This window comes from Dyella thiooxydans (assembly GCF_001641285.1).
Lineage (GTDB): Bacteria > Pseudomonadota > Gammaproteobacteria > Xanthomonadales > Rhodanobacteraceae > Dyella_A > Dyella_A thiooxydans.
On record NZ_CP014841.1, the window covers coordinates 2,232,256 to 2,244,424 of the forward strand.

General features: G+C 65.9%; 10 protein-coding genes. 9 read left to right on the plus strand and 1 reads right to left on the minus strand.

Annotated elements, in window-relative coordinates:
* Positions 1–12: 12 nt before the first annotated feature.
* The 5 genes from ATSB10_RS10235 to corA all read left to right on the plus strand — a co-directional run bounded on the left by ATSB10_RS10235 (position 13) and on the right by corA (position 4,930).
* Positions 13–1,005, plus strand: coding sequence for a PhoH family protein (locus ATSB10_RS10235; RefSeq protein WP_063672546.1), 993 nt, complete (start codon positions 13–15; stop codon positions 1,003–1,005).
* Positions 1,002–1,466 carry an rRNA maturation RNase YbeY gene (gene ybeY, locus ATSB10_RS10240; RefSeq protein ID WP_063672547.1) on the plus strand — a complete coding sequence of 155 codons (465 nt, stop codon included), beginning with the start codon at positions 1,002–1,004 and terminating at the stop codon, positions 1,464–1,466. The genes ATSB10_RS10235 and ybeY overlap by 4 nt, the downstream gene beginning before the upstream one ends.
* Before the next feature lie 180 nt (positions 1,467–1,646).
* Complete coding sequence (locus ATSB10_RS10245; protein WP_063672549.1) at positions 1,647–2,498, plus strand: CorC family transporter; 852 nt, start codon at positions 1,647–1,649, stop codon at positions 2,496–2,498.
* A gap of 140 nt (positions 2,499–2,638) precedes the next feature.
* Positions 2,639–3,874 carry a lipoprotein N-acyltransferase Lnb domain-containing protein gene (locus tag ATSB10_RS10250; RefSeq protein ID WP_063672551.1) on the plus strand — a complete coding sequence of 412 codons (1,236 nt, stop codon included), beginning with the start codon at positions 2,639–2,641 and terminating at the stop codon, positions 3,872–3,874.
* A gap of 36 nt (positions 3,875–3,910) precedes the next feature.
* On the plus strand, positions 3,911–4,930 hold the full coding sequence (gene corA / locus ATSB10_RS10255; protein ID WP_063672553.1) for a magnesium/cobalt transporter CorA: 1,020 nt from the start codon (positions 3,911–3,913) through the stop codon (positions 4,928–4,930).
* A gap of 142 nt (positions 4,931–5,072) precedes the next feature.
* Here the strand turns inward: corA and ATSB10_RS10260 are convergent, their stop codons facing one another.
* Positions 5,073–7,166 carry a dipeptidyl-peptidase 5 gene (locus ATSB10_RS10260; protein ID WP_063672555.1) on the minus strand — a complete coding sequence of 698 codons (2,094 nt, stop codon included), beginning with the start codon at positions 7,164–7,166 and terminating at the stop codon, positions 5,073–5,075.
* Positions 7,167–7,292: 126 nt separating this feature from the next.
* Between ATSB10_RS10260 and ATSB10_RS10265 the strand changes: the two genes are divergently transcribed.
* From ATSB10_RS10265 to ATSB10_RS10275, 4 genes are all read left to right on the plus strand, one after another.
* Positions 7,293–8,693, plus strand: a complete 1,401-nt coding sequence (locus tag ATSB10_RS10265) for an ArnT family glycosyltransferase (protein ID WP_063672557.1) — start codon at positions 7,293–7,295, stop codon at positions 8,691–8,693.
* 450 nt (positions 8,694–9,143) lie between these two features.
* Positions 9,144–9,593, plus strand: coding sequence for a pilin (locus ATSB10_RS10270; RefSeq protein WP_063672558.1), 450 nt, complete (start codon positions 9,144–9,146; stop codon positions 9,591–9,593).
* A gap of 135 nt (positions 9,594–9,728) precedes the next feature.
* Positions 9,729–10,163, plus strand: a complete 435-nt coding sequence (locus tag ATSB10_RS19825; protein WP_083966330.1) for a pilin — start codon at positions 9,729–9,731, stop codon at positions 10,161–10,163.
* A 135-nt stretch (positions 10,164–10,298) separates the two neighbouring features.
* Positions 10,299–12,158 carry a hypothetical protein gene (locus tag ATSB10_RS10275; RefSeq protein ID WP_063672560.1) on the plus strand — a complete coding sequence of 620 codons (1,860 nt, stop codon included), beginning with the start codon at positions 10,299–10,301 and terminating at the stop codon, positions 12,156–12,158.
* Positions 12,159–12,169 lie beyond the last annotated feature (11 nt).

Genomic DNA, 12,169 nt, shown 5'->3' on the forward strand with positions numbered 1-12,169 from the left:
GCTGGCGGGTCTATGAGCCCCCTGAACCAACGCGACTTCACCCTCGACCCGATCGACAACGCCCGCCTGGCCAACCTGTGCGGCCCGTTCGACGAGCACCTGCGCCAGGTCGAGCTGCGCCTCGGCGTGGAGATCAACCACCGCGGCGGCATCTTCCAGGTGATCGGCGACGAGCCCGCCACCGGTGCGGCCGAAAAGGTGCTGCGCGCCCTGTACGACGCCACCGAGACCGAATCGCTGACCGGCGCAGTGATCCACCTGCACCTGGCCGAATCGGGCATCGATGCGATGGCGGCCGAAGCCGCCGAGTCGGCGCAGGAGGTGGTGATCAAGGTCAAGCGCGGCGTGATCAAGGGCCGCGGTCCGAACCAGGCGCGCTACCTGCACGCGATCACCAGCCACGACATCAGCTTCGGCGTCGGCCCGGCCGGCACGGGCAAGACCTACCTGGCCGTGGCCAGCGCCGTCGAGGCACTAGAAGCGAACCGCGTGCAGCGCCTGCTGCTGGTACGCCCGGCGGTGGAGGCCGGCGAGAAGCTCGGCTTCCTGCCCGGCGACCTCAGCCAGAAGGTCGACCCCTACCTGCGCCCGCTGTACGACGCGCTGTACGAGATGCTCGGCTTCGAGAAGGTCGCCAAGCTGATGGAGCGCAACGTGATCGAGATCGCGCCGCTGGCCTACATGCGCGGACGCACCCTCAACGACTCCTACGTGATCCTCGACGAGGCGCAGAACACCACCGTCGAACAGATGAAGATGTTCCTCACCCGCATCGGCTTCGGCTCGGTCGCGGTGATCACCGGCGACGTCAGCCAGGTCGACCTGCCGCGCAACGTGCGCTCCGGCCTGCGCCATGCGATCGAGGTGCTGCGCGGCGTGGACGGCATCAGTTTCACCTTCTTCACCTCGCGCGACGTGGTGCGCCACCCGCTGGTGGCCAAGATCGTGCGCGCCTACGAATCGTTCGAGGCTGCGGCCGAGGCGGCCAAGGGCAACGGCGGATGAGCGCGAACACGGTGGTGCACGTCGGCTATGCCGTGCCGCGCGCCGGCGTGCCGTCCGCCGCCAGCTTCCGCCAGTGGGTGGAGGCTGCGCTGCGCGGCGCGAAACGACGCCGCGCCACCGAGCTGTCGATCCGCCTCGTCGATGCCGACGAAGGCCGCGCCCTCAACCGCGACTACCGCGGCAAGGACTACGCCACCAACGTGCTCTCGTTCGAGGCCGACCTCCCGCCGGAGCTGAAGCTGCCGCTGATCGGCGACATCGTGATCTGCGCCCCGGTGGTGGCCCGCGAAGCGGCCGAGCAGGGCAAGACCCCGCGCGACCACTGGGCCCACCTCACCGTACACGGCGTGCTGCACCTGCTCGGCCACGACCACATCGAGGAAGCCGAGGCCGCGGCCATGGAGGCGCTGGAGACGCGCATCCTGGCCGGGCTGGGCATCGCCGATCCGTACGCCGGTTGAGCTGTCCGCACAGTGGTCGCGCACAGGGTGCGCTCCTACGAGGGCTGCCGTGTGGCCGGCAGAATGCGGCCGTGACGGCCGCCGGGCCATCCCGGCCACTCCCCCCTGAGCCCTGAATCGACACGATATTTCCGCTAGACTGGCGCTTCCGCCCCGCTTCGGGCAGAGCTTTCCAAGGTAATGAACGACGACCCTGGCAGTACCGGCGGCCCGGCCCACCGATCATGGTGGGATCGACTGGGCCACATGTTTTCCGGCGAGCCGCGCAATCGCGAGGAACTGGTCGAGGAGTTGCGTTCGGCGCAGCTCAACGGCCTTCTCTCCAAAGACACCCTGACCATGGTCGAGGGTGCGCTGAAGGTCACCGAACTGAGCGTGGACGACGTGATGGTCCCGCGCGCGCAGATCGTGATGATCTCGGCCGATTCCCCGCTGAGCGACATCCTCGCCGCGGTAGTCGAATCCGGCCACTCCCGCTTCCCGGTGCACGGCGAGGACAAGGACGAGATCCTCGGCATCCTGCTGGCCAAGGACCTGCTGAAGTACTTCGGCGACGGCGAGCACTTCGACATCCGCGCGATCCTGCGACCGGCGGTGCTGATCCCCGAGTCGATGCGCCTCAACGTGCTGCTGGCCGAGTTCCGGCTCACCCGCAACCACATGGCGCTGGTGGTCGACGAATACGGCGGCGTCGCCGGCCTGATCACCATCGAGGACGTGCTCGAGCAGATCGTCGGCGAGATCGACGACGAGCACGACGATGAGGAAGAACCCGCCCTGATGCACGCGCAGCCGGGCGGTCACTGGCTGGTCAGCGCACTCACCCCGATCGCCGATTTCAACGAGCAGACCGGCTCGACCTACTCCGACGAGGAGTTCGACACCATCGGCGGCATGGTCACCTCCGAGTTCGGCCACCTGCCGGAAGTCGGCGAGGAGATCGCCATCGGCGACTACCTGTTCCACGTCACCGAGGCGGACGACCGTCGCGTGCAGCAGTTCCGCGTGAGTCCGAAGCCGACCCAGGATTGACCCGTGTAGGAGCGCACCCTGTGCGCGATGGCTCTTCGTTACGTGACCGAAAGCCATCGCGCACAGGGTGCGCTCCTACGTCGACACCCCGGCGGACGCCCTCTAGAGTGGCGTCCTTCCCGCTCCACGGCGCGCCCCCGATGTCCCTCCTGCTACGCCGCAGCCTCGCGCTGTTCCTGCTGGTCCTCCTGGGCGCCATCGCCCTGCCCGCCCGCGCCGGCATCGCCGACGCCCCGGGCGACCGGCTGCAGGTCACGGTGATCACCTACGGCCCGGGCGACACGTATTGGGAGCGCTTCGGGCACATCGCCATCGAACTGCGCGACACCCGGGACGGCGAGGCGATCAGCTTCAACTACGGTGTGTTCGACTTCGACGAAAAGGGCTTCCTGCTCAACTTCGCCCGCGGCCGCATGCATTACCTGATGGACGCCGAGCCAACCGACGTCGACACCGCCTGGTACGTGCAGGCCGGCCGCTCGATCACCCGCCAGCGCCTCGCCTTCACGCCCGAACAGGCGGCGGCACTGCGAGATTTCCTGTTGTGGAACCTGCGCCCGCAAAACGCCCGCTACGACTACGACTACTACGTCGACAACTGCAGCACGCGGGTACGCGATGCGTTGGACAGGGCGCTCGGCGGCATTCTCAAGGCGACCCTGGATGCCCGCCCGGGCGGCATGACCTTCCGTCAGCAGACCGACCGCCTGATGAGCGCGCAGCCATGGCTGATGCTGCTGCTCGATTTCGGGCTCGGCCCCTACGCCGACCAGCCGCTCACCGGCTGGCAGGAGAGCTTCATCCCGATGGTGTTGCAGCGCGAGCTGCGCTCGGTGAAGGTGCCCGATGGCCGCGGCGGCGAGCAGCCGCTGGTCGTGGACGAGCGGGAAGTCTCGCCGAACCGCGTCCAGGCCCCACCGCCGCAGGCGCCCGACCTGCGCGGTCCATTGGGGCTGGCCGGAGCGACGATCGCGCTGCTGCTGGCGCTCGCCCGCCGCCGGGCACCGGTCATGTTCGCCATTCTCGGCACGCTGTGGCTGCTGCTGTCCGGACTGGCGGGACTGCTGATGCTCGGCCTGTGGACGCTGACCACCCATCACTCGGCATGGGCCAACGCCAACCTGCTGCTGTTCAACCCGTTCGCATTCGCGCTGATCCCCGCCGTCTGGCGCGCGGCACGCCTACGCCCGGCGAGGAAGTGGGAAGACCCCTTGCTGATCGCCCAACTGCTGGCCGGCCTGGTCGCGCTTGCGCTGCACCTGTTGCCGGGCGTGGTGCAGCAGAACCAGCCCTGGTTGCTGCTGGGGCTGCCGGTGTGGCTTGCGCTGGCGTGGTCGCTGCGTGCAGCACGAGGAGCGACCACCGGCGTGGCGTGATTGCCCCTTCACGCATCGGGCGGGCATGATTCGGCCATGCCGCTACCCACGCCCGCCTGTACCGACACTCCCGTTTCGCCCGGCCAGATGGTGGTGAACTGCGTCGCCTATCATCGCGACGGTCGCCGCATCGGCGACATCACGCTGGATGCGATCAGCGATGTGCTGGCCGAGGACGACAGCTTCGTCTGGGTCGGCCTGCATGAACCGGACGAGCCGCTGCTGGAGAAGCTGCAGGAGGAATTCGACCTGCACGACCTGGCGATCGAGGACGCCCACCACGCCCACCAGCGCACCAAGATCGAGTCGTACGGCGACTCGTTGTTCATCGTGGTGCAGACCGCGCAGCTGGTCGCCGGCAAGCTGGCCTTCGGCGAGACCCATATCTTCCTCGGACCGCGTTACCTGGTGACGGTGCGCCACGGCGCCTCGCTCTCGTACGCCCCGGCCCGGCGCACCTGCGAACACTCACCCGAGCTGCTGGCGCATGGACCCAGCTACGGCCTGTACGGTGTGCTCGACTTCATCGTCGACAACCTGATGCCGATCGTGCGCGACTTCCGCGAAGAGCTGCAGGAACTCGAGCAGGACATCTTCGCCGAGACCTTCAACCGCGAGACGGTGAAGCGCCTGTACGACATGCAGCGCGACCTGATGACCCTTCGCCTGGCGGTGGCCCCGCTGCAGGACGTGATCAGCCAGCTGGTGCGGCTGCACCCGAACCTGATTCCCGACGACCTGCGCGCCTACTTCCGCGACGTCTACGACCACGTGTTCCGCGTCAACGAGTCGGTCAGCGCGATGCGCGAGATGCTCGGCGCTACCATCAACATCAACCTGTCGCTGGTCACCTTCGGCCAGAACGAGGTGATGAAGAAGCTCGCCGGCTGGGCCGCCATGCTGGCCGCGCCCACCCTGATCACCAGCTGGTACGGCATGAACTTCCACCACATGCCGGAACTGGACAAACCCTGGGCCTACCCGACCATGATCGTGATCGTGGTGTTGGTGGTCGGTGGGATCTACGGCTGGCTGCGCAAATCGCGCTGGCTGTAAAAAGTCCCGCCCTATTGTCCGTATGGGGCCAACGCCGTGAGCGAGGCACCCCAGTCACCAACCCACACCGGACAGGTCGCCCACAAGGTTGGCTCCTACACGATATATACGCTGTAGGAGCGCACCCTGTGCGCGAGTCGCCTCAGTCACCCGCCTCCGGCGCCGTCCACTTCTTCAGCCACGCATTCACCGTCTCGTGCCACTGCACGCTGTTCTGCGGCTTCAGCACGAAGTGGTTCTCGTCCGGGAAGGTGAGGAACTCGCTGGGAATGCCACGGCGCTGCAACGCGGTGAACGCGCCCAGGCCCTGGGTGATCGGGATGCGGAAATCGTGGCCGCTGTGCACCACCAGCATCGGCACGCGCCAGTCCTTGACGTGGTCGACCGGATTGAAGCGCTCGTAGTTCTGCGGGTGCTCGAACGGCGTGCCGCCGTTTTCCTTCTCCTCGAACCACAGCTCGTCGGTGGCGTAGTACATCATCCGCGCGTCGAACACGCCGTCGTGGTCGACGAAGCATTTCCACGGCTGGTTCCACACGCCGGCCATCCAGTACACCATGTAGCCCCCGTAGCTGGCACCGAGCGCGCAGGCGCGATCGCCATCGAGGAAGGCGTACTTCGCCAGTGCCGCCTTCCAGCCGAGCTTCAGGTCCTCCAGCGGCTTGCCGCCCCAGTCGCCGGAGATAGCATTGGTGAAGGCCTGGCCGTAACCGGTGGAGCCGTGGAAGTTCACCGTCACCACGGCAAAACCCTGGCCGGCGTAGGTCTGCGGATTCCAGCGGTAGCTCCAGCCGTTGCTCATCGCGCCCTGCGGACCACCGTGGATGATGAAGGCCACCGGATAGCGCTTGCCGCGCTGGTAATCGGCCGGCTTCACCACATAGCCCTGCACCGTCTGGCCACCGGCCCCGGCGAAGGTGAAGAACTCGAAGTCGCCCATGCGCGTCTGCTTCAGGCGTGCCGCATTGGCGTGGGTGACCTGGCGCAGGCCGCGACCGCTGGCCCTCACGGTGTAGAGGTTGGCCGGATGCTTCAGGTCGTCGTGCGCCAGCAGCAGCGTGTCGCCCGCCATCGAATAGCCGTCGACCGTGCCGTCGCCGACCAGCTTGCGCACGGCACCGCTGGCCGCGTCGATGGCGAACAGCGGATGTTGCCCCTCGTCGTCGGCGGTGGCGAACAGGGTCTTGCCGTCGGCGGAGATCGACAGACTTCCGGCGGAACGGTCCCAGTGCGGGTCGACCTCGCGGATCGCGCCGCCGGAAAGGTCCATCGCCATGATCGCGAAGCGGTCGGACTCAAAGCCCGGCTCCTTCATCGCCAGGTAGTACAGCGTGCGACCGTCGGGCGAAGGCACAGGGTAGGCGTCCCAGGCCAGGTTGGCCGCCGTGAGGTTGCGCGGCGGTGCGGAACCATCCGCCGGCACCTGGTAGACGTCGAAATTGGTCGACCACGGTTCGGTGGTGCCGGCGATACGCGCACCGAAGTACACGCTGCGGCTGTCCGGCGAAAACGCGATCTCTTCCATGCCGCCGAACGGCTTGCTCGGCACGTCGCCGTCGATGCCCTTGCTGAGCAACGTGGGCTCGGCCGGCAACTGGCCCTGCGCGTCGAAGCGTGCGATGTACAACTGATTGCGGCGACCCGTTGCCCAGGCGTCCCAGTGCCGCACGAACAGCTTCTTGTAGAGCGTACCGGTGGACTTGTCCGAGGCGTTGCCGTCCATGCGCTCCTTGGTGCAGGCCAGGTCGGCACAGTCCGGGTACACCTCGTAGTCCAGCGCCACGGCGCGGCCATCCGGCGAGAGCATGTAGCCGCCGAGATCGAGCACCCCGTGACTCACCTGCACCGGCGTGCCGGCCTGGATACCCTTGGCACGGTCCATCGTCACCCGCCACAGCTGCGCCACCCCATCGGCCGGCGCCACGTAATACAGGCTGCGCCCGTCCGGCGCCCAGCGCGCCAAACCGGCATGGTCGGCCACCCGCACCGGCTCATGCGAGCCCTTCAGGTCCAGCACGTACACGGCGGTGATGCCCTTGTTCGCCGCATAGTCGGTCCTCCGCTCGCTGAAGGCGGCATAGCGGCCATCGGGCGACAGCTGCGGGTCGCTGACACGGTCGAGCATGACCAGGTCGTGGACGGTGAAGGGGTGGGCCCCCTCCGACCGGACATCTCTGGCAAGCGCGGCAAGGGGTGCCACGGAGAGGCAGAGCAGGATCAATCCCAGCGGTTTCATCGCATTCCCTCGGTCTTGGCCATGGCCGCAGACGGTAGGGCGCACGGAGGTACGGGTGCAAGAGCGACGCCTCGTGTTACCGGCGGAGAGCGGGTAAGGTGCCTCGCTTCAACAGGGGAGCAGGTCATGCGGGATCCGGTTCTTACCGAGGCGGGCACGGACAACGCGGGCCTCAGCCACCGCACCTGGTGGCTGGCCGTGACCGCCATCGGACTTTGCGCTCTGTTGATCCGCTGGTACTACCTGAGCCACGCGATGGTGGATCACCCCATCCGCGGTGATGCCAGCCAGTACTACGCCTACGCCTGGAATCTGGTGCACCACGGCACCTTCTCCATGGCCCCCCCAGGCTCCGGGCAGGTGCTCCCGGACAGCTTCCGCGACCCGGGCTACCCGGCCTTTCTGGCCGTCTGGATGCAGGCGAGCACGGACGCCAACAGCTGGTACTGGCATGTGCTGGCCAGCCAGGGCGCAATGGGAGCGCTGACGGTGGTGCTGCTGGTCAACGCGGCACGCGGCTGGCTGCCGGATCGATGGCTGGTGGCCGCCGGACTCTTGATGGCGATCTGGCCGCACAACGTGAGCATCAATGGTTATCTGCTGACGGAAACCCTCTACGGATTTCTCTGCGCCCTGGCCTTCGTTTTACTGCGCCTCGCGCTGCGCAGCGCAAGCGTCGGCTGGATGACCGCTGCCGGCCTGACATTCGGCCTGGCGGCACTGACGAACGCCGTGCTGGTTCCATTCGCCATCCTGCTGGCCATCTACATGGCCATCCGGAAGCTGTCGCCACGGCGGCTGACCATGACGCTTGCGCTGTCGGCCCTGCTGATTCCGGCATGCTGGAGCGCGCGCAACATGCAACTTCCGGCAGACGCGTCGTCGAGCGGCCGTGCCCTGATCAACCTGGTGCAGGGCTCACGGCCCGACTATCACAGCAGCTTTCGCGCGATGGCCGATGGCGATCCGGGAGGCCTGAGAACCTACCGCGCGATCCAGCACGAGGCCGATGTCGCCGCAGCCAACCCGAGGGAAGGCCTTTCGCGCATCGGCACGCGCATGGCCGGGGCACCCATGCACTATCTCCGCTGGTACCTCAGCAAGCCCGCCCTGCTGTGGGACTGGAGCATCCGTATCGGCCAGGGGGACATCTACGTCTACCCGACCTATGCATCCCCCTTTCTGCGGAACCCGGCTTTGCGCATCCTGGCATCGCTGTGCTGGGCATTGAATCCGTTGTTGATGCTGCTCGCCCTCGTCGGTTGCATCAGCCTCTTGTGGCGGGGTGCCCGCAAATGTCCGGCAAGCCAGGCGGCAGCGCTGTTGCTTGTCTACGTGACCCTGGTCCACTCCATTCTCCAGGCCGAACCCCGCTACGCGATTCCCTATCGAGGATTCGAGATTCTCTTAGCCGGCCTGGGGCTGCATGTGATCATTCACTGGCTCCTGCGCCAGCGCAGAGGGGACACGGCGCCCGCGGCCCGAGGATCCAGGGAAGATCCGGGTGAAGCGGCCCGCGGCGACTGATCCGTGCCGCCCGGGCTTCAACAAGGCGATGTCACCCCACCAGGCAGCGAATGCCGGTTGTCCCGGTATTGAAACCGCGACGACGGGTGAAGCTCCGACCCATAGCCATGGTCTGCCAGCCGCAAACCCCACGGATTCCAGGTTCGCGTCGACACGGATTGTCAGAATGTGACGTCAAGGGGCAGATATGTGCCTGCCTCACAGTTCACGCTTTGCGGATCCCGTTTGGCCCGACTATTCCCTTGTAAGTCTTTCGTGACCGCATGCACAATCGGCGCGGTCGCCAATGTGGAGAAATTGGCGCCGCAGGCTGGCATGCTCAGTGCTTGTCATCCTGCGAGCTTCCTGGTCGTTCCTGACCGTGAAAGGGGTCCGATCCCGCCTAGGGGGATATGGGACTGGGGCTCAGGGGGCATCATCCGGTTAGCTAACCAAAGAAGAGGAACCACCATGAAGAGCATGCAGAAGGGCTTTACCCTGATCGAACTGATGATCGTGGTTGCGATCATCGCGATCCTGGCGGCCATCGCCATCCCGCAGTACCAGAACTACGTTACCAAGTCGCAGTTCTCCGAGTCGCAGACCGTGGCCGACGGCCTGAAGACCCCAATTGTGGAGTACGCCAATCAGAGTGGCGCATGCCCGACCAATTCCACTACCGGCTTCTCGGCAGCAGCCAGCTACAGTGGCAAGTACGTATCGGGGGCAACTCTTGGCGGTACCTACCCAACCTGTACCGTTACTGTGAATTTCAAGTCCACCGCCGGCTCGATTTCTGCCCCACTCGCCGCCAACACCTCTGGCGTTCTCTTTACGGGTAAGGATAATGGGGGCACGTTTGTTTGGGCCTGCTCGGATGCATCGCTCGCTGCCAAGTACAAGCCGACGGCCTGTCAGTAAACGCATCACATTGGATTTGGCTTGAACACGGAACCCCTCGTCTGAGGGGTTCTTTTTTTTGCGAGGCTCATCAAGATTGCCGCAAGAAGCTGGCACAGCGCTTGCTGTTGGATTTGAAGTCACAGGGGCTCCGCCATGAAACACACTCGCGGCTTTACGCTAATCGAATTGATGATTGTGGTAGCGATCATCGCCACCCTTGCCAGCATTGCGATCTCCGTTTACGCCAATTCGACTGCCAAAGCCCAACTAAGCGAAGCCTTCTCTGTAGTCGATGGCCTGAAGGTCGATGTGTCCGGCTATTACGAGCAAACTGGCACCTGCCCGACGCTTGGCGCAGATGGTTTAGCTGCGGCCGTCAGCTATAGCGGCAATTACGTAGCCAGCGTCAGCATCTCCCCTGGAGGCGCTGGATGCGCTATAACAGCCCTGATGCGAAGCCACACCGTGGCGCCCAGGCTACAAAGCAAACAGGTCACGCTCACCATGGCCGGAAGCGTTGATGGCGCCATAAGCTGGCAATGTAGCAGCGACGTAGACCCTGTTTACCTTCCCAAGACCTGCCAATAGCCATTTGGCTCATGGCGCCCGGATGGCCGCGCCTCCTCGCTTCGTTCACCTGGGAATTTGATGTCTATCCGAATACGCGCCCTTCTCGGGCTGACGATCACGCTACTCATCTGTGCACTGTTGTACTGGCCAGCCATGCATGGCCCCTTCCTGTTCGACGATTTCCCCAACCTCGCCGCCCTTACCAGCATCGACCATGTGTCGAGCTGGCGCGACCTGGGCATCTACCTGTCGCAGCCGCGGGATTTTCCCGGCCGCCCGGTGGCGATGCTGAGTTTCCTGCTGCAGAAGGCCGACTGGCCGGATCATCCGTTTCCCTTCAAGCTGGTGAATCTCTCGCTGCACTTGGCGGTGGGCCTCCTGGTGTACCTGCTGGCCAGGCGCCTGGCCCGGCTCTGGTTCGCCCGCCAGGGCGGAGATACGGAAACGGCCGCACGCGCCGACTGGGCCGCGCTGTTCGCCGCCGCGGCGTGGTTGCTCAACCCGATCCAGCTGTCCGGTGTCTTGCTGGTGGTGCAGCGGATGACCCTGCTGATGGCGCTGTTTACCCTCACCGGGTTGCTGACGTACCTGCACGGCCTGTTGCGCGAGGACCTCCCCTCATGGCGTCGTGGCGCGTGGATGGCGCTCGGGCTGGGCGTCGGCACCGGCCTGGCGCTGCTCAGCAAGGAAAACGGCCTGCTGCTCCCGCTCTACGCGTTGGTGATCGACAGCACGCTGGCCCGCGACCAGGTGAAGCGACTGCCGCGCGCACTGGCTTGGTGGCGCCGGCTGCTGATCTGGCCCATCGCGCTGTTCGTGGTCGGCTTCCTGCTGTGGATCATCCCCATCAGCCTACACGCCGGGATACGCGACTTCTCCTTTGGCGACCGGCTGCTGACCGAGCCACGGGTGCTCGCCAGCTACCTCGGCAAGATCTTCCTGCCGCGCTTCGGCCTGTACGGGCTGTACCACGATGACTTCGTGGTCTCGCGCAGCCTGCTCTCGCCGTGGACCACCCTGCCGGCGCTCGCCCTCGTGCTGGCGGCAGCGGGCGCCGCACTGTTCGGCCGGCGCCGCTGGCCGCTGTTCGCGCTGGCGGTGCTGTGGTACCTGGGCGGGCAGTTGCTGGAGAGCTCCACCATCATGCTCGAGCTGTATTTCGAGCATCGCAACTACGTGCCGATCATCGGCCCGTTCGTGGCGCTGGGACTGGCCCTGGCACGCAGGGCTCCGGGCACCGCACGGCGCCTGGCCTCGGTGCTGGCGCTGGCCTGGCTGGCCGCCTGCGCCCTGACCACGGCGCTCAGTGCACGCACCTACAGCTCAGCCGACCGGCTGGCGCTGACTTGGGCCAACACATCCCCGCACTCGATCCGCGCACAGACCTTCCTGGTCGAGCGCCTCACCCAACACGGCCAGTTGCGGGCCGCACTGGATGTACTGGACCGGTCCATCCGGCAGTATCCACTCAACAGCAATCTAGCCGGTGACCGCGTGTATCTGCGTTGCCTGCAGGGAACGCTCGACGAGTCAGACCTCGATCTTCTCGATCGGATTTTCAGGGAGGCCCCCTTCGATCGCGCCGGCTTCAGCAACATGGAGCAACTGCGAAACCTGGCGGCGGCCCACCAGTGCACGGCACTCACCCCAGAACGCTGGTGGTCGCTGAGCGAGGCCATGCTGGCCAACCCAGCCTATGCACAGAACGGCGTGGCCGCCGGCTTCCTGCATTACCAGAGGCACTTCTGGGCGGTGAGCGAGGGCAACCTGCCGCTGACCATCGCCGAACTGCAGGCGGCCTACCAGAACGACCCGGACGCCGAGATCCCGCGGCTGGAGGCGAAGTACCTAGTCAGTGCAGGACTCTATGATCGGGCGATCGACACCCTGCAGCATGCGGACTACCGGCGGCTGCCGCAATTGCGCCGGCTGCTGGTGGATGACCGGGCGATCAACGCGGAAGACATCGCGACCATCCGCCAGATGCAAGCCAAGAGCGAGGCGGGCCACTAAGATGGCCCGAG

What these genes read in the sequence shown, in the direction of transcription:
- ATSB10_RS10260 (WP_063672555.1), bottom strand. Translation starts at nt 7,166, where the DNA reads ATGAAACCGCTGGGATTGATCCTGCTCTGCCTCTCCGTGGCACCCCTT.
- ATSB10_RS10270 (WP_063672558.1), top strand. Translation starts at nt 9,144, where the DNA reads ATGAAGAGCATGCAGAAGGGCTTTACCCTGATCGAACTGATGATCGTG.
- ATSB10_RS10275 (WP_063672560.1), top strand. Translation starts at nt 10,299, where the DNA reads ATGCATGGCCCCTTCCTGTTCGACGATTTCCCCAACCTCGCCGCCCTT.
- corA (WP_063672553.1), top strand. Translation starts at nt 3,911, where the DNA reads ATGCCGCTACCCACGCCCGCCTGTACCGACACTCCCGTTTCGCCCGGC.
- ATSB10_RS10265 (WP_063672557.1), top strand. Translation starts at nt 7,293, where the DNA reads ATGCGGGATCCGGTTCTTACCGAGGCGGGCACGGACAACGCGGGCCTC.
- ATSB10_RS19825 (WP_083966330.1), top strand. Translation starts at nt 9,729, where the DNA reads ATGAAACACACTCGCGGCTTTACGCTAATCGAATTGATGATTGTGGTA.
- ATSB10_RS10245 (WP_063672549.1), top strand. Translation starts at nt 1,647, where the DNA reads ATGAACGACGACCCTGGCAGTACCGGCGGCCCGGCCCACCGATCATGG.
- ATSB10_RS10250 (WP_063672551.1), top strand. Translation starts at nt 2,639, where the DNA reads ATGTCCCTCCTGCTACGCCGCAGCCTCGCGCTGTTCCTGCTGGTCCTC.
- ybeY (WP_063672547.1), top strand. Translation starts at nt 1,002, where the DNA reads ATGAGCGCGAACACGGTGGTGCACGTCGGCTATGCCGTGCCGCGCGCC.
- ATSB10_RS10235 (WP_063672546.1), top strand. Translation starts at nt 13, where the DNA reads ATGAGCCCCCTGAACCAACGCGACTTCACCCTCGACCCGATCGACAAC.